This window comes from Kribbella kalugense, assembly GCF_004365875.1.
GTDB classification, from domain to species: Bacteria; Actinomycetota; Actinomycetes; order Propionibacteriales; family Kribbellaceae; genus Kribbella; species Kribbella kalugense.
The window spans coordinates 142543-161651 of the sequence record NZ_SODF01000002.1; the positions used below are offsets into that span (position 1 = coordinate 142543).

At 66.8% G+C, this 19109-nt stretch carries 18 protein-coding genes; 1 reads left to right on the forward strand and 17 read right to left on the reverse strand.

Going from position 1 to position 19109, the window contains the following annotated elements; genetic code table 11:
• Positions 1-53: 53 nt before the first annotated feature.
• The 16 genes from rpoB to EV650_RS18325 form a co-directional block, all read right to left on the reverse strand.
• Positions 54-3536, reverse strand: coding sequence for a DNA-directed RNA polymerase subunit beta (gene rpoB, locus EV650_RS18250; RefSeq protein WP_134120258.1), 3483 nt, complete (start codon positions 3534-3536; stop codon positions 54-56).
• Between the two features lie 264 nt (positions 3537-3800).
• A complete protein-coding gene (locus EV650_RS18255; protein WP_134120259.1) occupies positions 3801-4469 on the reverse strand; it encodes a hypothetical protein in 669 nt (222 codons plus the stop codon).
• On the reverse strand, positions 4469-4960 hold the full coding sequence (locus EV650_RS18260) for an Rv1363c family protein (RefSeq protein ID WP_238174304.1): 492 nt from the start codon (positions 4958-4960) through the stop codon (positions 4469-4471). Before EV650_RS18260 ends, EV650_RS18255 begins: the two co-directional genes overlap by 1 nt.
• On the reverse strand, positions 4957-6246 hold the full coding sequence (locus EV650_RS18265) for an MCE family protein (protein WP_134120260.1): 1290 nt from the start codon (positions 6244-6246) through the stop codon (positions 4957-4959). Before EV650_RS18265 ends, EV650_RS18260 begins: the two co-directional genes overlap by 4 nt.
• Entirely contained in the window at positions 6243-7469 is a 1227-nt protein-coding gene (locus EV650_RS18270; RefSeq protein ID WP_134120261.1) for an MCE family protein, read from the reverse strand. The genes EV650_RS18265 and EV650_RS18270 overlap by 4 nt, the downstream gene beginning before the upstream one ends.
• Positions 7466-8653: an MCE family protein gene (locus EV650_RS18275; RefSeq protein ID WP_134120262.1), complete on the reverse strand. Its 1188-nt coding sequence runs from the start codon at positions 8651-8653 to the stop codon at positions 7466-7468. Before EV650_RS18275 ends, EV650_RS18270 begins: the two co-directional genes overlap by 4 nt.
• Entirely contained in the window at positions 8653-9666 is a 1014-nt protein-coding gene (locus tag EV650_RS18280; protein ID WP_134120263.1) for an MCE family protein, read from the reverse strand. The genes EV650_RS18275 and EV650_RS18280 overlap by 1 nt, the downstream gene beginning before the upstream one ends.
• Positions 9663-10694 (reverse strand): MCE family protein, encoded by a 1032-nt coding sequence (locus EV650_RS18285; protein WP_134120264.1) that lies wholly within the window; start codon positions 10692-10694, stop codon positions 9663-9665. Before EV650_RS18285 ends, EV650_RS18280 begins: the two co-directional genes overlap by 4 nt.
• Positions 10691-12019 (reverse strand): MCE family protein, encoded by a 1329-nt coding sequence (locus tag EV650_RS18290; protein WP_238174305.1) that lies wholly within the window; start codon positions 12017-12019, stop codon positions 10691-10693. Before EV650_RS18290 ends, EV650_RS18285 begins: the two co-directional genes overlap by 4 nt.
• Positions 12016-12846 (reverse strand): MlaE family ABC transporter permease, encoded by an 831-nt coding sequence (locus EV650_RS18295; RefSeq protein ID WP_134120265.1) that lies wholly within the window; start codon positions 12844-12846, stop codon positions 12016-12018. Before EV650_RS18295 ends, EV650_RS18290 begins: the two co-directional genes overlap by 4 nt.
• 1 nt (position 12847) lies before the next feature.
• Complete coding sequence (locus EV650_RS18300) at positions 12848-13621, reverse strand: MlaE family ABC transporter permease (protein ID WP_134120266.1); 774 nt, start codon at positions 13619-13621, stop codon at positions 12848-12850.
• Entirely contained in the window at positions 13618-14565 is a 948-nt protein-coding gene (locus EV650_RS18305) for an ABC transporter ATP-binding protein (RefSeq protein WP_134120267.1), read from the reverse strand. Before EV650_RS18305 ends, EV650_RS18300 begins: the two co-directional genes overlap by 4 nt.
• 222 nt (positions 14566-14787) lie before the next feature.
• Entirely contained in the window at positions 14788-15177 is a 390-nt protein-coding gene (gene rplL, locus EV650_RS18310) for a 50S ribosomal protein L7/L12 (RefSeq protein WP_134120268.1), read from the reverse strand.
• A gap of 68 nt (positions 15178-15245) precedes the next feature.
• Positions 15246-15854 carry a 50S ribosomal protein L10 gene (gene rplJ, locus EV650_RS18315; protein WP_134120269.1) on the reverse strand — a complete coding sequence of 203 codons (609 nt, stop codon included), beginning with the start codon at positions 15852-15854 and terminating at the stop codon, positions 15246-15248.
• A gap of 219 nt (positions 15855-16073) precedes the next feature.
• Positions 16074-17258, reverse strand: coding sequence for an MFS transporter (locus tag EV650_RS18320; protein ID WP_134120270.1), 1185 nt, complete (start codon positions 17256-17258; stop codon positions 16074-16076).
• Positions 17258-18067, reverse strand: coding sequence for an IclR family transcriptional regulator (locus EV650_RS18325; protein WP_134120271.1), 810 nt, complete (start codon positions 18065-18067; stop codon positions 17258-17260). The genes EV650_RS18320 and EV650_RS18325 overlap by 1 nt, the downstream gene beginning before the upstream one ends.
• Before the next feature lie 52 nt (positions 18068-18119).
• Here EV650_RS18325 and EV650_RS18330 point away from each other — a divergent pair, with 52 nt between their 5' ends.
• Entirely contained in the window at positions 18120-18698 is a 579-nt protein-coding gene (locus tag EV650_RS18330) for an SMI1/KNR4 family protein (RefSeq protein ID WP_238174306.1), read from the forward strand.
• On the opposite strand, the gene EV650_RS18335 is transcribed toward EV650_RS18330, so the two are convergent.
• Positions 18695-19099: a RidA family protein gene (locus tag EV650_RS18335; RefSeq protein WP_134120273.1), complete on the reverse strand. Its 405-nt coding sequence runs from the start codon at positions 19097-19099 to the stop codon at positions 18695-18697. The genes EV650_RS18330 and EV650_RS18335 overlap by 4 nt on opposite strands.
• Positions 19100-19109 lie beyond the last annotated feature (10 nt).

Below are 19109 nucleotides of genomic sequence, written 5' to 3' on the forward strand. Positions count from 1 at the left end.
GATAGTAAAGATGGTCTGAGTGAGTTGGCTGTTGATCTCAAGCGGCAACCCGCTCAGACCTCCTCGACACTGTTCGGCTCACGCCGGGACAGATCGATTCCCAGTTCCTCCGCCGCGCGGAAGACGTCTTCTTCGCTGTCGCGCATCTCGACCCGGCTTCCGTCGGACGAGAGCACTTCCACGTTCAGACACAGGGACTGCATTTCCTTGACCAGAACCTTGAAGGACTCCGGGATACCCGGCTCCGGAATGTTCTCGCCCTTGACGATCGCTTCGTACACCTTGACGCGACCGACCACGTCGTCCGACTTGATCGTGAGCAGCTCCTGCAGCGCGAAGGCGGCACCGTAGGCCTCGAGGGCCCACACCTCCATCTCGCCGAACCGCTGGCCACCGAACTGGGCCTTACCGCCCAGCGGCTGCTGGGTGATCATCGAGTACGGACCGGTCGACCGTGCGTGGATCTTGTCGTCGACCAGGTGGTGCAGCTTCAGCATGTACATGTAGCCGACGCCGACCGGCTCCGGGAACGGCTCACCCGAGCGGCCGTCGAACATCCGGGCCTTACCGGTGCCGTCGACCATCCGGACGCCGTCACGGTTCGGCAGCGTTGAGCCGAGCAGGCCGGTGACCTCCTCTTCCCGGGCGCCGTCGAAGACCGGGGTGGCGACGTTCGTCATCGCCGGAGCGGAACCCGCGCCGATCTTGATCAGCCGCTGTGCCCACTCCTCCTGGTTCTCGGGGTCGACCTCCCAGCCGCGGCTGGCAACCCAGCCGAGGTGGGTCTCGAGGACCTGACCGACGTTCATCCGGCCGGGCACGCCCAGCGGGTTCAGGATGATGTCGACCTGGGTGCCGTCTTCCATGAACGGCATGTCCTCGACCGGAAGGATCTTGGAGATGACGCCCTTGTTGCCGTGCCGGCCGGCCAGCTTGTCGCCGACCGAGATCTTCCGCTTCTGGGCGACGTACACCCGGACCAGCTGGTTGACGCCCGGCGGCAGCTCGTCGCCGTTGTCGCGGTCGAAGACGCGGACACCGATGACGGTGCCCTCCTCGCCGTGCGGCACCTTCAGCGACGTGTCGCGGACCTCGCGCGCCTTCTCACCGAAGATCGCGCGCAGCAGCCGCTCTTCCGGGGTGAGCTCGGTCTCGCCCTTCGGCGTGACCTTGCCGACCAGGATGTCGCCGGTGGTGACCTCGGCGCCGATGCGGATGATGCCGCGCTCGTCGAGGTCGGCCAGCATCTCGTCGGAGACGTTCGGGATGTCCCGGGTGATCTCCTCCGGCCCCAGCTTGGTGTCGCGAGCGTCGACCTCGTGCTCCTCGATGTGGATCGAGGTCAGCAGGTCCTGCTGTACGACGCGCTGGGAGAGGATGATCGCGTCCTCGTAGTTGTGGCCTTCCCACGGCATGAACGCGACCAGCATGTTCCGGCCGAGAGCCATCTCGCCCTCGTCGGTGCACGGACCGTCGGCCAGCGGCGTCCCGATCTCGACCCGCTGCCCGGCGTCGACCAGCGGACGCTGGTTGATGCAGGTGCCCTGGTTCGAGCGGCGGAACTTCGCCATCCGGTAGGTCTGGTACGTGCCGTCGTCGGCGGCGATCTCGATCAGATCGGCCGAGACCTCCTTGACCACGCCGGCCTTGTCGGAGGTGACCACGTCACCCGCGTCCACGGCCCCGCGGAACTCCATCCCGGTGCCGACCAGCGGCGCGTCCGAGGTGATCAGCGGCACCGCCTGGCGCTGCATGTTCGAACCCATCAGGGCGCGGTTGGCGTCGTCGTGCTCGAGGAACGGGATCAGCGCGGTCGCCACCGACACCATCTGGCGCGGCGAGACGTCCATGTAGTCCACGTCGTCGACGGGCACGAGCTCGACCTCACCGTGGCGCCGGCGAACCAGCACCCGCTCCTCGGCGAACCGGTTGTCGTCGGACAGGGCGGCGTTCGCCTGGGCGATGACGAACCGGTCCTCCTCGTCCGCGGTCAGGTAGTCGACGTCGTCGGTGACCTGACCGGTGACGACCCGGCGGTACGGCGTCTCGACGAAGCCGAACGCGTTCACCCGGCCGTACGACGCGAGCGAGCCGATCAGACCGATGTTCGGGCCTTCCGGGGTCTCGATCGGGCACATCCGGCCGTAGTGGGACGGGTGCACGTCGCGGACCTCGAAGCCGGCCCGCTCACGGCTCAGACCACCCGGGCCGAGCGCGTTCAGCCGGCGCTTGTGGGTCAGACCCGCGACCGGGTTCGTCTGGTCCATGAACTGCGACAGCTGCGACGTACCGAAGAACTCCTTCAGCGCCGCCACCACCGGACGGATGTTGATCAGGGTCTGCGGCGTGATCGCCTCGACGTCCTGGGTCGTCATCCGCTCCCGGACCACGCGCTCCATCCGGGCCAGGCCGGTGCGCAGCTGGTTCTGGATCAGTTCGCCGACCGTGCGCAGGCGGCGGTTGCCGAAGTGGTCGATGTCGTCTTCCTCGACCACGATCTCGCCGGTCGGGGCGGGCAGCTCGGTCTTGCCTTCGTGCAGGGCGACCAGGTACTTGATCGTGGCGACGATGTCGTCCACGGTCAGCACCGCCATGTTGTGCGCCTCGTCACGGCCGAGCTTCTTGTTGATCTTGTAGCGGCCGACCTTGGCCAGGTCGTAGCGCTTGCCGTTGAAGTAGTAGTTCTCCAGCAGCGCCTGCGCGGCCTCGCGGGTCGGCGGCTCACCCGGACGCAGCTTGCGGTAGATGTCCAGCAGCGCGTCGTCCTGCCCGGAGGTGTGGTCCTTCTCCAGGGTCAGCCGGATCGACTCGTAGTCGCCGAACTCCTCGAGGATCTGCGCGTCGGTCCAGCCGAGCGCCTTCAGCAGCACGGTGACGTTCTGCTTGCGCTTGCGGTCGAGGCGGACGCCGACCATGTCGCGCTTGTCCACCTCGAACTCCAGCCACGCGCCGCGCGACGGGATGATCTTGGCGGTGAAGATGTCCTTGTCCGAGGTCTTGTCCGGGGTGCGCTCGAAGTACACACCGGGCGAGCGGACGAGCTGGGACACGACGACCCGCTCGGTCCCGTTGATGACGAAGGTGCCCTTGCGCGTCATCAGCGGGAAGTCACCCATGAAGACGGTCTGGCTCTTGATCTCACCGGTTTCGTTGTTCATGAACTCGGCGGTGACGAACAGCGGCGCGGAATAGGTGACATCCCGCTCCTTGCACTCGTCCACCGTGTTCTTCGGGGGCTCGAAACGGTGGTCGCGGAACGAGAGCGACATGGTGCCGCTGAAGTCCTCGATCGGGGAGATCTCCTCGAAGATCTCTTCGAGACCGCTGGGGCCGGACAGGTCCGACCGCCCCTCGGCCTCGGCGGCGGCCACACGGGCCTGCCACGTTTCGTTACCGACCAGCCAGTCGAAACTGTCCACCTGCAGCGCAAGGAGATCCGGAACCTGGAGAGGTTCGGCAATCTTCGCGAAGGAAATGCGGCGGGGGCCGGAGACGTTGGAAATGCTGTCGGACTGGGGGTTGCGCGAGGCGACCAAGGGGCGTCCTTCCACGGGCTCGCAAAAAATCACTTCGGTGCTGGGAGCGCACGCCGAACCGCCCCAGTCAAGTTGACACCCGAGCCGAGGCGAGGAAAAAGGCAGCGCAAAGCAATAGGCTACACGATCCAGGCAAGCCTGTCCAGTGGGGTCCAACAGTTTGCCGTTGGACCACCCTCTCCGTCAAGGACCGACCCGGGATCTCCAGCAGGTAGACCACCTGCGAGACACCCGGCGCCCTTCTGGTGCGGAGTCACCTAGAGGTTACAGTCCGGCGATCTCTTGGACCAGCCATCGATCGCCGTTTCGGACCATTGTGAACCGGGTCCGGTTCAGGTCCACCCGGGGACTACCCTTAGTGATCGTGCTGGTGGTCGTCTGGTTCACGAAGATGATCAGCGTGACCCGGTCGGCGTCGCCGTCACGGACCCCGACCTCGCGGACGTCGGCCTTCACTGTCGCCTTGGTCTTGGTGGCCAGCTCGCCGGCCACCTTGGCGGTCGCGTCGAACTTGGCGGCGAAGTCCGGAGTCATCGTCTCGCGGGCGGCGGCGAAGCTTTTGTCCAGGTCACGGTAGTCGTAGCTGAGCGCCGTCTCGGCCGCTTTCCGACCCGCGGCCGCGGCCTGGTCGCGGGCGTCGTCGGCCTGCTTCCCGTGCCATGCCTTCACCCCGAGCACGGCGGCGACGGTCAGCGTCAGGACGACCACCACAGCGAGGGCGATGGTCAGGACATTGCCCAGATTACGACCACGCTCTGTAGTTGTGGGTGCCTTCGGTGGGGTCTTTGGAGGCTCTGGTGTGGCTGGTGTCACATCCTGCGGAGCGTCGTCGGGCACCTGCTCCTCGACGAGCGGGGTCTCCTCGACCGTCGTCGACGTACCCGCGGTGCGGCGCTGGCCGGCGATCCGGGGGCGGTTGCGGCGGTCTGCCATCAGCCCACCACCTGCAGGTCGGCGGTCAGCCAGTGGTCCTTCTCCCGGACCATGTCCAGCTTGATCCGGTACCGGCGTTCGGTCCCGTCGGCGGAGGCCGTGTTGGTCACCACCGCGTTCACGATCACCAGCACCTGGGCGGAGTCCTTGTCGTTCGAGACCACCGCGGCCTCCTTCACGTCGCCCTTGGAGGTCGCCTTGTTCGTCACCACGTCGGTCTTCACCGCGTCGATCCCGGACTGGAACTCCTGCTTGAACTGCCCGGTGGAGTCGTCCAGCACCCGCTTCGAGTCCGCGTCCCAGGTCTGGTAGTCGTACGTCGTGAAGTCCAGCGCCAACTGCCGCGCTGCCTTCATCGCGCCGCTCCGCTCCGAGTTGTCCGCCCGCTGCCGGCTCAGGGCGACCACCGACAGCGTCAGCCCGCCCAGCGCTACCAGTAGGACCACGCTGAGCGCCCACGCCAGAATCATCCGGCCGTTCCGTGCGATCACTTGCCGCTCACCGGTCCGAGAATCAGGGCCTTCCAGGAGTCGCTGCCGAGCAGCTCCTCCTGACCGCCGGTGGAGCCGAGCACCAGGTCCGGCGTACCCGTGGACCCGCCGGCCTCGCCGGTAGCCGGGTCGTACCCGATCCCGTAGCCGGTCCGGTTCAGTTCGCGGGACGACGGGCTCGGCTTGTTCTGCGAGCCGCGGACGTTGATCCCGGTCGTCGGGCTCGCCGTACAGCCGGCCTTGGTGTTGGCCGGGGTGTCCGTGGTGGCCTGCGGGACCCGCTTTGGGGTGCCGCCGTACCCGGGCCGGCAGGCCGGCGGGGTGAGGCCGACGACCAGGCCGAAGTGCGCGTCGTAGTGCCCGGTGCCAGGGTCCTTCGCCGGTACGACGTACCCGCCCATCGCCACCGCCGGGTACACCACGAACAGCTGCTCGACGGCATCCAGCCGGACCGCGGTCAGTTCGCTCACCGTCAGCAGGTTACCCAGCAGCACCGCGATGTCGGCACGGTTGTCCTCGATCAGGCCGGTGATCTGGGTCGACGCGGCCGAGCCCTGGTCGATCACCTTCCGCAGGTTCGCGTCCGAGCTGACCAGGGTGTCGGACAGCAGCGCGAGGTTCTTCGCCCAGGTCTTGATCGCGTCGCCGCTGGCCACTTGGGTCGCCAGCACGGTGTCGCCGTCGTTGATCAGCTTGATCGTCTGCAGCACGTTCGCGTCCGCGGTGTCGATCAGCTGGCCGGAGCTGTCGATGATCTTCTGCAGATCGGTGCCCTTGCCCTTGAGGGCCGCACCAAGCTCGCGGACGGTGACCTTCAGGCTGTTCTTGTCGACCGAGTTCACCAGCTGGTCGAGGTTCAGCAGCAGCTCGGTGGTGTCGATCGGGATCGCGGTGTCCTGGCGGGCGATCTTCGAGTTGTTCTGCAGGTACGGCGCTCCGTCGCGGCGCGGCTGCAGGTCGACGTACTGCTCGCCGATCGCCGACCGGTTCGCGACCACCGCGAGCAGGTCGTTCGGGATCTTGAACTTCTTCTCGATCACCAGATTCACGTCGACGCCGTCGTCCAGCAGCTTCAGCTGGCCGACCCGGCCGACCGGCTGGCCGCGGTACGTCACCTCGGCACCGGAGAAGATGCCGCCGGACTCGGCGAAGCTCGCGCTGACGGTGTAGTCGGTGTCGACGATCAGCTTGTCGATCTGGGCGTACTTCGCGCCGACGAAAGCGACCCCGACAACGGTGATCAGCAGGAACACCATCAGCTGGATCCGGACTTGTTTGCTGATCATTGGACCGCCCCCGGCATCAGCGCGCGGGCCAGGTCCGGATCGAACCCGGACCGGTTCAGCTTCGGGGTGCAGACCGGCAGCCCGAGCAGCGTGATGCAGGTGGTCGCCGTACCGGTCGGGACCGGCAGCGACGGCAACGCGCTCTTCCCCGGGCTGGTCGGCAGGTGTACCGGGAGGCTGATCCGGCCGGTCGGCAGCGCGGTCGGGCCGACCGTCGGCAGGTTCAGCCCGAGCAGGCCCTTGAGCGCCTTCTGCGTGTTCACGTCGACGGTGATCCCGAGGTTGGTGAAGTCACCCTTCGCGGCCTTGGCGGCCTGGTCCGGGAACGGGTAGGTGAACAGCAGCTCCAGCGACTTCGGCAGGTTCTCCCCCGCCTCGGCCAGCTTGGTCAGGATCGGGTACAGCGACTGCAGGTTGGCCACCAGGTCCTTCTGCGCCGAGGTGATCACCCGGGTCGCGGTGTTGCCCAGCGTGGCCAGGGCCTGCAGCGTCTTAACCAGCGCGGCGCGCTGCTTGTCCAGGGTCGCGATCGACTTCGGCAGCGAATCGATCGCGGTCGCCAGCGTCGCCTTCTGCGCGTTCAGCTTCTTGGCCAGCGCGTCCACGGCGGTGATCGCAGTGACGATCCGGGCCTTGTTCTGGTCCAGGGTGCCGACGAACGTGTTCAGCTGGGTCAGCACGTCCCGGATGGCCGGCTCGTTGCCGGTCAGGGCCTTGTTCAGCTCCTGGGTGATGATCTGCAGCTGGGCCACGCCGCCGCCGTTCAGCAGCAGCGAGAGTGCGGCCAGGACTTCCTCGACCTCGACGTTGCTGGTGGTCCGGGACAGCGGGATGACCTCGCCGTTGTCCAGCTTGCCGCGCGGCTGCTCGGAGCCGGTCGGCCGCGACAGCGACACGAACTTCTCGCCGAGCAGGCTGGTCTGCCGGATGGTGGCGTGCGTGTTGTCCGGCAGCGCGAGGCTCTTCGGCAGCTTGATCCGGACCTTCGCGACGTACCCGTCCAGCCAGACCTTCTCGACCGTGCCGACGGTGACGTCGTCGACCTTCACCGACGACTTCGGCACCAGGTCCAGGACGTCCGCGAACTCGACGGTGACCGTGTACGACGGTCCCTTGATCTTCGCGCCGCCCGGCAAGGGCAGCGAGTACACGCTGAAGTCGCAGCCGGTCAGCAGCATCGCGAGCGCGGCCACTCCGGCGACAATCGACGTACGGCGCTTCATTTGACCAACCCCCCGAGCGTCGGGTCCACGGGGTCGGGGCTGTTCAGCGGGGCTTTCGGCGGCGGGGCCCACGGCGTACCGGCTGGACCACCACTGGCCGGCGCGGTGCCGGTCAGCTGGGTGATCAACGGCAGCTTGGCCAGGGCGTCGAGGACCGGCTTCAGCGCCGAGCACAGCGACATCGGCTGGTTCGCCTGCAGCAGCAGCGAGCAGACGAACGTCGCCGGATCGTCGAGCTGAGCCGGGTTGATCCGCTGGTCCAGCGTGCCGAACTGCGGGTTGTAGATCCGGGCCAGGTTGCCGAGGCCGAGCGGCGCGGTGTCGAGCACCTCGGCGATCGCGGACTTCTCCTTGACCAGGATCTGCGACAGGGCAGTGGCGCTGGTGACCGTGGTCTTCACCAGCGACCGGTTGTCCTTGACGAACGACGCGACCTCGCCGAGCGCGGTCGCGAGCAGCGACAGCGCGGCGCCCAGGTCCTGGCGTTCACCGGCCAGGGTGGTCGAGGTCTGCGCGAAGTTCGTGTTGAACTGCCGGACCAGCTGGTCGTTCGCGGCCAGCGCGGAGACGAACGTCTGCAGCTGCCGGATCGTATTGAACAGCGCCGACGAGTTGCCCGACAGCGTGCTGGTCAGCTTCGAGACGTCGGTGATGGTCTGGTTCAGCTTGGCGCCCTGGCCGTTCAGGTTCTTCGCCGAGACGTCCAGCAGCCGGGCCAGCGCGCCCTGGTCGTTCGCGCCCTTCGGACCGAGTGCGACGGACAGGTCGTTGAGGCTCTGATAGATCTGGTCGAGCTCCAGCGGTACGGCGGTCCGCTCGATCGGGATCTGGGCGCCGTCGGCCATCACGGCGCCCTTGGAGTACGCCGGGGTGAGCTGGATGTACCGGTCCGCGACGATCGACGGCGACGCGATCACGGCCTTCGCGTTCGCCGGCACCTTGTGCTTCGCGTCCCAGGAGAACTTCACCCGGACGGTCCGGCCGGCCGGGGTGACGCTGTCCACCTCGCCGACCTTGATGCCGAGGATCCGGACGTCGGATCCGGGGTACACCGAGACCGCGCGCGGAAAGTACGCCGTCGCGGTCACTCGGTCGGGCCTCGGCCACAGCGTCACGGCGCTGACCGCGAGGATCACCACGACCACGCCGATCGCGATCAGCCGGGACAGGGCGTTGACCTTCATCAGCCGCCACCTCCCAGGATCGCCGGCAGGCCGGGAATCGGGACCTTGGGCAGCGGGATCTCCGGGACCGGCGCCAGGTTCTGCAGGTAGGTGTCGAACCACGGCCCGGTGCCGAGCGTGTTGGTGAAGACGCGGACGAACGGCGCCAGACCCTTGATGCTCGCGTCCAGGGAGTTCTGGTTCTGCAGCAGTACGGCGAGGACCGCGTTGACCTTCACCAAGGTCGGTGAGAGGTCCTTGCGGTTCTCCCGGACCAGCGCGGTGATCTGCGCGGACAGCTGCTGCGTCGACACCAGGAGCTGGTGGATCAGCGCCCGTCGCGCCTGCACGGCCTGGAAGACCTTGTCACCGTCCTTCATCAGCTTGATGACCTGCTGGTTGCGGTCGGCAAGGACCTTGGTGACCACGTTGGAGTGCTGGAGCAACAGCTTGAGCTGCTCGTCCCGCTTGGCCACGTTCTGGGACAGGCGGGACAGGCCGGTCAGCGAGGCCCGCACTTCCTCCGGCGTGTTCTGGAACGTCGCGGACAACGTGTCCAGGGCCTTGGCCAGCTGGGCGGTGTTGATCCGATCGGTCGTGTTGGCCAGATCGGTGAAGGCGTCTACGACGTCGTACGCCGAAATTGTCCGGGCCAAGGGGATCTCGGTGCCGGGCTTGAGCTCGCCGGGGCCGGCCGGGTTCAGCTTGAGGTACTTCTGGCCGAGCAGGGTCTTGATCTTCATCTCGGCGCCGGTCTGGTCGCCGAGCTTCACGCCTTTGTCGACGACGAAGTCGACCCGGACGTGGGTGCCTTCGAGCTCGACCTTGCGGACCTTGCCGACCCGGACGCCGGCCACCCGGATCTCGTCGTTCGCCTTCAGGCCGCCGGCCTCGGAGAACTGCGCGGAGTACTTCGTCCCGCCGCCGATCAGCGGCAGGTCCTGCGCCTTGAACGCGGCCAGCATGATCAGGCCGATCACGGTCAGCCCGATCACGCCGATCGTCACCTGGTTCTGCTCGCGGAACGGCTTCACTTCTTGCACCTCGCCGAGTTGAGGTCGTAGGCGACCGGAACGCGGGTCCCCGTCGGCAGCGTGACGTTGCCGTCGAAGTTGCACAGGTAGAAGTTGAACCAGGAGCCGTACGACGCGGTGCGGGTCATCGAGTTCAGCTTCTCCGGCATGAACTGCAGGGTCTTCACCCAGATCGACTGGGTGTCGTCCAGCGTGGTGGCGACCGTCCGCAGCTTGTCCAGGTCGGCCTTGATCGGCACCCGGGTCTGCTGCAGCAGGCCTGCGGTCTTGGTGTTCAGCGAGTTGATCGAGCCGAGCGAGCCCAGGATCGGGGTGATGTCCTGACTCAGGCCGGTGATGAACTGCTGCAGGTTGACCAGCAACTGGGAGAAGTTCTGCTGCCGCTGGGAGACGATCTGCAGGGTCGACGTCAGGTTCGTGATCAGGTCGCCGATCACCTGGTCCGCGTCGGCCAGCGTGGTGGTCAGCGACGCGGTCTTGGCCAGCAGCGACTCGATCGTGCCGCCCTCGCCCTGGAGCACCTTGATCACTTCGAAGGCGAACTGGTTCACGTCCGCCGGCGTGAGCGCGGTGAACAACGGCTTGAACCCGTTGAACAGCACCGACAGGTCGAGCGCGGGGGTCGTGTGCTCCTTCGGGATCATCCCGTTCTTCTTCAGCCGCGGGCCGCCACCGACCCCGTCGGTCAACGCGATGTACCGGTTGCCGACCAGGTTCCGGTAGCGCAGCGTGGCGTGCGTCGACGTGTCGACGACCTGGTCGGAGTCGACGCTGAACGTCACCAGCGCCAGCGTGTTCTGGTAGAGCTGGATCTTGTCGACCTGGCCCACCTTCACGCCGGCGATCCGGATGTCGTCACCCTGGTTCAGCCCGACCGCGTCGGTGAACACGGCCTTGTACTTCGTGGTGGTGTTGAAGGTGATGTTGCCGATCGTCACGGCCAGCAGCGCGGTCGCGATCGTGGTGACCACGATGAAGATCCCGAGCCGGACGGTGTCGAAGGTCGTCTTCTTGTCGAAGAAACTCATTTCAGGTTCACCTGCCCGCCGCGAAGGAGAGGCCCGACCATCAGCGTGGTCAGATCCGGTACGTCGTTCGGCGCTACGCCCATCTCGGGACCGACGACGGAGTCGATGACCTTCTGCTCAGCCGGCGTACCGACGCCCTGGGTGTCCATCGCGAACCCGGGCATCGCCCGGTTCAGCTGCACGTTGAGCGGGAACCGCAGGTTCTTGTTGTGGTCGCCGATCACGCCGTCGTCACCGGTCACGTACGGCGCCGGGTTCTCCTGGTTGTACGGACCTGGCTTCTCACCGGGGACGCTGTAGTTCTTGCCGACACAGGTCGGCCCACGGTGGTCCTTGTAGGCCGGGAGCTCGTTCGGCTCGTACGGCGTGGGCTGGTTGGTGATCAGCTCGAGGTTGATGTTCAGCCGGCCGTCGCGGAACGTGTCGTTCAGGATCGGGGCGGTCTCGGTCATCACCTGGAGGAAGCACGGCACCTCGGGCGAGTACTTCTCCAGCAGGTCGAGCACCGGCCGGCTGACCTGGCCGAGCCGGATGACCCGGTCCTCGTTCTCCTGCAGGAACGAGTTCCCAGTGGTGGACAGCTTCTGCACGTTGCCGAAGAACGCCTGCAGCTGCTGCTCCTTCTCCACGACCGTGTTGCCGGTGATGGTCAGGTTGCGCAGGGCCCGGACCAGGTCCGGAGTCGCATCGCCGTACAGGTCGGCGACCTGGGTGAGCTTGGCCAGCGCATCCATCAGCTTCGGGACGCTCGGGTTCAGCTTCTTCAGGTACCCGTCGAGCTGGGTCAGCGTGCCGGCGATCTCGGCGCCGCGGCCTTCGAGCGCCGTAGCCAGCGTGTTCAAGGTGGCGTTCAGGTCGGCCGGATCGACGGCTTGCAGCAACGGCAGCGCGTCGTTCAGCACCTTCTCGATCTCGATGCCGACCGCGGTCTTGTCCCGGGCGATCACGTCACCGGCCTTGATGTGCGCGCCCTCGGGACCGGTTGGCGGCACGAGGGCGACGTACTTCTCGCCGAACAGCGTCTTCGGCAGGATCCGGGCGCTGACCGCGCTGGAGATCTCGTCCACCTGGTCGGGCTTGAGCGCCAGCTTGACGGTCGCCTCGTCGCCGTCGGTGGAGACTCCGCGGACCTCGCCGACGATGATGCCGCGCAGCTTCACGTCCGCGTGGTTGTTCAGCTGCAGGCCGATGTGGCTGGTCTTGAGCTCGACGTTCACGGTCTTGACGAAGACCTTGGCGTAGAACGCATACGTCAGCCAGAGCAGGAAACAGAGCACGCCGATGAACGCGACGCCCAGCACCTTGTGCGAGATCAATTTGGTCATCCGGCCAACCTGACCGTTGTCGTCGTACCCCAGATGGCCATCGACAGCAGCAGGTCGACGACGTTGATGACGACGATGGACGTCCGTACGGCGCGACCGACGGCGACGCCCACACCGGCAGGACCCCCGGTCGCGTGGTAGCCGTGGTAGCAGTGCACCAGGATCACCAGGACCGAGAACACCAGCACCTTGCCGAACGACCAGAGCACGTCTCCGGGCGGCAGGAACAGGTGGAAGTAGTGGTCGTACGTGCCCGTGCTCTGCCCGTAGAACGTGGTCACAGTGAGGCGAGTGGCGAAGTACGACGACAGCAGACCGACGACGTACAGCGGGACGACCGCGACCAGGCCGGCGATGATCCGGGTGGTGACCAGGAACGGCAGCGACGGGATCGCCATCACCTCGAGGGCGTCGATCTCCTCGCTGATCCGCATCGCGCCGAGCTGCGCGGTGAAGCCGCAGCCGACGGTCGCGGCGAGCGCGATACCGGCGATCAGCGGGCCGATCTCGCGGGTGTTGATGTACGCCGAGACGAAGCCGGCGAAGGCCGACGTACCGATCTGGTTGAGGGCCGAGTAGCCCTGCAGGCCGACCTCGGTGCCGGTGAAGAAGGCCAGGAACGTGATCACGCCGACGGTGCCGCCGATGACCGCGAGCGCGCCGCTGCCCAGCGTCACCTCGGCCAGCAGCCGGAAGATCTCCTTGCGGTACCGCGTGATCGACTTACCGGACCAGGCCAGCGCCTTGATGTAGAAGGCGAGCTGCTCACCGAGATGGTCGAGCGAGTTCAGCGGCTTCTTGACCAGGTTGTCCACCAGGGCCGACACGTCAGGCCCCCTTCGGCGGGACGAGCTGGAAGTAGATCGCGGTCATCGAGAAGTTCGCGACGAACAGCAGCATGAAGGTGATGACGACGGACTGATTCACCGCGTCCCCGACACCCTTCGGGCCGCCGCCCGCGTTGACACCCTTGTACGACGCGACGACCGCGGCGATGAACCCGAACACGAGAGCCTTCGCCTGGCCCTGCCACAGGTCTGGGAGATGCGCCAGCGCGGTGAACGAGGCGATGTAGCTACCCGGCGTACCGTCCTGCAGGACCACGTTGAAGATGTAGCCGCCCATCACGCCGACCACGCTGACGAACCCGTTCAGGAAGAACGCGACCAGCATCGTCGCCAGCACCCGCGGTACGACGAGACGCTGGATCGGATCGATGCCGAGCACCATCATCGCGTCGAGCTCTTCGCGGATCTTGCGGGACCCGATGTCGGCGCAGATCGCGGAGCCGCCGGCGCCGGCGATCAGCAGCGCGGTCGCGATCGGCGATGCCTCCCGGACAACCGCGAGTACTGCGGCCGAGCCGGTGAACGCCTGCGCACCGAACTGCTCGATCAGGCCGCCGACCTGCAGCGCGATCACCGCGCCGAACGGGATGGCGACCAGCGCGGTCGGGATGATCGTCACGCTCGCGACGAACCAGGCCTGCTGAAGGAACTCCTTCAGCTGGAACGGCCGCCGGAACGCCGCCCGCCCGGTGTCGAGGGCGAATGCGAACAGCGACCCTGCCTGCTTCAGCGGGGCGGTTGCCGAAAGGGTCACCGAGCCCCCACCGTCGCTGAGGCGAAGGATCCGGGTGGCGGGGTGACGCCGTTCTCACGGCACCACTCGCCTGGCTCACGCTGGGTCGGCCGGAGCATGCCGCTGCTGGGCAGCTGCTGGATCGGAATCGGCGGCAGTGGCGGCAACTCCTGGCCCGCCTCCGCGGCCAGTTCCTCGGCGTCCTTCTCCTCGGACATGCCGATCGGGCCGATCATCTGCGCGTTCAGGAACTGCCGGACCACCGGCTCCTCGCTGGACAGCAGCATCTCGCGCGGTCCGAACATGGCCAGGTGCCGGTGGTACAGCATGCCGATGTTGTCCGGCACCGTTCGCGCCGTGTTCACGTCGTGCGTGACGATCAGGAAGGTCGGGCTGAACGCCTCGTTCAGGTCGATCATCACCTGGTTCAGGAACGACGTACGGACCGGGTCCAGACCGGAGTCCGGCTCGTCGACCAGCAGGATCTCGGGATCGAGGACCAGCGCGCGGGCCAGGCCGGCCCGCTTGCGCATCCCGCCGGAGATCTCGCCGGGCAGCTTCTTCTCCGCGCCGACCAGGCCGACCATCTCCATCTTCTCCATCACGATGGAGCGGATGTCGGACTCGGACTTCTTGGTGTGCTCGCGGAGCGGGAAGGCGACGTTGTCGTACAGGTTCATCGAGCCGAACATCGCGCCGTCCTGGAACAGCACGCCGAACAGCCGGCGGATGTCGTACAGCTCGCGTTCGCTGCAGGTGGCGATGTCGGTGCCCTCGATCCAGACGTGACCCTTGTCCGGCTTGAGCAGGCCGATCAGCGTCTTCAGGAACACCGACTTACCGGTACCGGACGGGCCGAGCATCACGCAGATCTCACCGGCCGGCAGCGTCAGGGACACATCGCCCCAGATCAGCTGGCTGCCGAAGGACTTGGTGAGACCTTCGACGCGGACTTCTACGCCCACCGGCCCTCCTCACGGGAATGTTCTGGCTGCCCCGAACCGACGAGTACGCGGTTCCAACGACGGAGCAGTGGCCTAGGTTACGCACGAGTACGGTTTTGCGTAACCCCTGGAAGTCAAGCGGTTGCGATACTAACCATCACGTAATGGCAGAAGGGCGGCCCCCTGGCAGGGACCGCCCTTCTCTACACATTCGTTACGCTCCTTGACGGAGCGTAAGCGAGGTCACTTCAGCGTGACGGTGGCCCCGGCGCCCTCGAGGGCCTCCTTGGCCTTCTCCGCGGCAGCCTTGTCGACCTTCTCCAGAACGGCCTTCGGGGCCGCCTCGACGAGGTCCTTGGCCTCCTTCAGCCCAAGGCTGGTGAGACCGCGCACCTCCTTGATGACCTGGATCTTCTTGTCGCCGGCGCTCTCGAGAACGACGTCGAACTCGTCCTGCTCGGCGGCCTCTTCGGCCGGCGCGCCGGCAGCCGGGACACCGGCGGCGGCAACGGCAACCGGGGCGGCGGCGGTGACGCCGAACTCCTCCTCGAATGCCTTAACGAACTCCGACAGCTCCAGCAGGGTCAGTTCCTTGAACTGGCCGAGGAGCTCTTCGGTGCTGAGCTTCGCCATGATGGCGGTCCTTCCTGAACAAATGGTGCTTGGTGATCACTGATGGGGTGTTGCGGATGAGATCTGCCTCAGCTTTCGGCTGAAGCGGTCTCCTCGGTGCTCGCCTCGGCAGGTGCCTCGTCCGCCGCTGAATCCTGCACAGCGTCCTGTACAGGTACTGCTTCGGCCGGGAGCTTGTCCTGCAGCGCCGCGAACAGGCGCGCGGCCTGCGACAGCGGAGCAGCGAACAGCGACACCGCTTGCTGCGGGGCCGCCTTCATCGCACCTGCGAGCTTCGCGAGGAGGACCTCACGCGACTCCAGGTCAGCGAGCTTGCTGATCTCGTCAGAGCCGAGTGCCTTGCCTTCCAGCACTCCACCCTTGATGACGAGCAGGGGGTTCGCCTTGGCGAAGTCACGCAGTCCCTTGGCCGCTACCACCGGATCGCCCTTGATGAAGGCGATCGCGGAGGGGCCTTCGAGCAGCGTGTCGAACGAGTCGACACCTGCGTCCTTGGCCGCGATCTTGGTCAGCGTGTTCTTCACCACGGCGTAGTTCACGTCGTCACCGAGCGCAGTTCGGAGTTGCTTGAGCTGCGCAACGGTGAGACCGCGGTACTCGGTCAGCACGGCGCCGTTGGAGCTACGGAACTCGTCCGTCAGCTCCGCGACAGCGGCTGCCTTGTCCGGCCTCGCCATGGGGGTCTCCTTCTTTCGGCTTCCATGCCTAAGACCCCTGAACAAAGAGAACGCCCCTTGCGCAGGCGCAAGGGGCGTGAACATACGTGCTTCACTATCCAAGTCACCTACGCGGGCCACCCACCTGAGTGGGACCTTCAGCTGCCCTGAGGCAACAACCAGCGGTCTTCGGCAGAGACCAGTGTGCCTGGTGTACAGGTATTTAGCCAAATCGGGTGTTCAGGCCGGTTGTTCCGCTCGGGGATGCGGTGGGATCCAGCGGTGCATCGCCGTGGCCGCGGCCCACCCCGCTCCCGCCATGATGACGATCGCCGGCCCCAGCCCGAGGATCGCCGTCGCCCCCGCGAGCAGCAGTGGCCCAGCACCGTTCCCAGTGTCCGCGAACAGCCTGAATGCACCCAGGAACTGGGCTCTGCCGACCGGTGGAGACGCATCGGCCCCCAGCGTCATGATCACGCCGGCACCCAGCCCGTTCCCGATCCCCATCAGCAGGGCGACCAACGTCAGTGTCACCACGGTGTGCGTCAGCGGCAGTAGTAGATGCGCCAACCCCAGCACGAACATCGACGGTACGGCGACCCACTTGCGCCCCAGCCGGTCCATCACCGACCCAGCTGGATAGAACAGCAACATGTCCACCGCGCCGGACAGTCCGAAGATGATGCTGGTCGTCTGCGGATCCAGTCCGATGTGCAACGCCCACAGGGGAATCACCACCTGACGCGACGCCCGCACCGCACCGACCAGCAGCGCTCCGACACCGAGAGTCCGCAGTACCGGGAAGTGGTCGCGGATGACGACCCAGGTGGACTGGGGAGCCACCGGCCGCTTTCCGCGCGTGTGTGCGACGTCTGGAAGGCTGATCAGCACCGCGCAGGCGAGCAGTGCGGCTACTAGGTGCACCCAGTAGGCGCCGTCCGTGCCGAGGAACTTCATCGCGCCCGCACCGAGGAACGGGCCGATGAACGAGCCAATGCGCTGTACGCCGCCCAGCGTGGACAGGGCCCGTGCCCGGAGCTCGATCGGGATGGCCTCACTCAGATAGGCCTGGCGGGCAAGGCCCCAGACCGCACCGGCAAGCCCGGTGCAGCCGATGGCGATAGCTAGGCCCCAGACGTTCGGCACGACCAGACAGGCGGCCAATGCCAAGGAAACAAGGACAGTGGCGCCCAGCATCGCTTTGCGCTCACCAATGCGGTTCGTCAGGGCACCGGCCGGGATGTCACCGATCACCTGACCCAATCCGGCCGCCCCGACGACCAGACCGGCCACTGCCACCGAGGCGCCCAGGTGGGTGGCTGACAGCGCTACGACGGGTGCGATCGCGCCCTGCCCGATCCCGTACAGCAGGGCGGGCAGATAGACCGCGGGTGCGATCTTCCAGAGGCTTCCGATCTGGGACATCACCGGCCGCCGGCCAGCGCCGTACTGCGGTCCCGGGAAGCCGGGGTGGCACCCAGCAGCTCCGACACCGACCAGGCACCCGCGACGACTCTCATCCCGAACTCCTCCATCCGCTCCACCGGCATCCGCATCTCGGGGCCGGACACACTCAGACAGCCGGCGACCTGCCCGGAGTAGCCGAACACCGGCGCCGCGACGCTGCAGATCCCTGCGGTCCGTTCGGTCCTCGACATCGCGTACCCGCGCCGGCGGATGTCCGAGAACTGCTCCGCCAGCACCTGCGGATCAGTGATGGTCGCCGGCTGCACCTGCTCGAGCGGACCCTTCAGAACCTCCTGCTGCCGCTCGAACGGCAGAAACGCCAGCAACGCCTTCCCTGGTGCGCCCTGCGGCAGTGCGACCGGCAGGCCGAACTCCGTGTACGTACGGCGTAATTGGTGGTGGCTCTCGACCTGGTCCAGTACGACGCGCAGCCCGGACGGCAGCAGCTCGTGCACGGCCGCGGTCTCCCCTGTGTCATCGCGGAGTGCATGCAGAACCGGCATGGCCGCCTCGCGGAGGCCGGCCGGAATTCCGCCGCTGTGTGCGAGCTGAACGACCAGCGGACCGATCGCGTACCGCCGGTGGGCCGTCTGCCGGACGAGTCCGTTCTCCTGCATGGCCAGCAGCAGCCGGTGCACGGTGCTCGTGGACAGACCGGTCGCCCGAGCCAGGTCGCTGATCCCGAGGTCCGGCGTACGCGCGTCGAAGCACCGCAGGATCGCCACAGCGCGGTCGATCGACTGCACAGAGCCACGGGTTTCCTGCATTACGAAACCATATCCCGCAATGCGGGAAGCTCGTCCAGGTACTGTCCAGCCGGTGAGCATCACCGACTCCTGGAGCCGGCTCGACGGCTGGCTGTCCCAGCACGCACCCGCGACTTACGCCGTACTCGCGCCGCCCGCCACCGACGCCGAACTGCAGGCCGGGGTCGCGCTGCCACCTGAGGTTGTCGAGTCACTGAGGTGCCACAACGGCCTCGCCGAGTGGGCCAACCTGCTGCCGGAGGCGCAGCCGTCGACTGCGGCGCAGATCGCTGAGAACTGGCAACTGCGGATAGATCTAGCCGACGAGTTTGCTGTCCATCCGCCGGCTTCGGAGCCGTACTGGCATCCGGCCTGGATCCCGTGGGCCGACAGCGACGGAGACCTGCAGGTCATCGACGTACGCACGGGCCGGGTGGGTATGGCTGCTCACGACGGGACCGGCGACTTCGCGGACGGCTGGCCGGATCTCGCGTCGTACCTCGTCGCTGTTGTCGACTCGCTCCACACCGGAGCTGGGGTCAACGGCTGGTACCCGTACCTCACTACCCACCAGGAGCTCTGGTGGGACCGCGGCCCGGACCAGCGGGCCGTCAATGACGAGCCTCTGGTCCGGGTGCCGAGTCAGACTTAGCTGAGGACGGCCAGTGCGTCGATCTCGACCAGCATGTCCGGCAGCGGCAGGCCGGTGAACACGGTGGTCCGCGACGGCAGTACGCCGCTCGGGGTGCGGGTCGACACGAAGTCGGCGTACGCCTCGTTCATCGCGGCGAAGTTGTCGCGCTCGGTGAGGTAGACGCGCAGCATCACCACGTCGTCGATGCTCCCGCCGCCGGCCTTCAGGATCGCCTCGATGTTCTGCAGGACGCGGGTAGTCTGGGCCTTCACGTCACCGGTGAAGACGAACTCACCGCTGGCCGGGTCGACCGAGCCCTGGCCGGACACCTGCAGGATGTTGCCCTTGCGGACGCCCTGGGAGAACACGGGCATCGGCGGCGGCGCGTCGGTGGTGGAGACAACGGTCTTGTCGGACATCAGGTCTGAC

Excerpts from the sequence above, each read along its gene's own strand:
- EV650_RS18285 (WP_134120264.1), bottom strand. The coding sequence starts at position 10,694 with ATGAGTTTCTTCGACAAGAAGACGACCTTCGACACCGTCCGGCTCGGG.
- rplL (WP_134120268.1), bottom strand. The coding sequence starts at position 15,177 with ATGGCGAAGCTCAGCACCGAAGAGCTCCTCGGCCAGTTCAAGGAACTG.
- EV650_RS18290 (WP_238174305.1), bottom strand. The coding sequence starts at position 12,019 with ATGACCAAATTGATCTCGCACAAGGTGCTGGGCGTCGCGTTCATCGGC.
- rplJ (WP_134120269.1), bottom strand. The coding sequence starts at position 15,854 with ATGGCGAGGCCGGACAAGGCAGCCGCTGTCGCGGAGCTGACGGACGAG.
- EV650_RS18270 (WP_134120261.1), bottom strand. The coding sequence starts at position 7,469 with ATGAAGCGCCGTACGTCGATTGTCGCCGGAGTGGCCGCGCTCGCGATG.
- EV650_RS18275 (WP_134120262.1), bottom strand. The coding sequence starts at position 8,653 with ATGAAGGTCAACGCCCTGTCCCGGCTGATCGCGATCGGCGTGGTCGTG.
- EV650_RS18320 (WP_134120270.1), bottom strand. The coding sequence starts at position 17,258 with ATGTCCCAGATCGGAAGCCTCTGGAAGATCGCACCCGCGGTCTATCTG.
- EV650_RS18255 (WP_134120259.1), bottom strand. The coding sequence starts at position 4,469 with ATGGCAGACCGCCGCAACCGCCCCCGGATCGCCGGCCAGCGCCGCACC.
- EV650_RS18265 (WP_134120260.1), bottom strand. The coding sequence starts at position 6,246 with ATGATCAGCAAACAAGTCCGGATCCAGCTGATGGTGTTCCTGCTGATC.
- EV650_RS18325 (WP_134120271.1), bottom strand. The coding sequence starts at position 18,067 with ATGCAGGAAACCCGTGGCTCTGTGCAGTCGATCGACCGCGCTGTGGCG.
- EV650_RS18335 (WP_134120273.1), bottom strand. The coding sequence starts at position 19,099 with ATGTCCGACAAGACCGTTGTCTCCACCACCGACGCGCCGCCGCCGATG.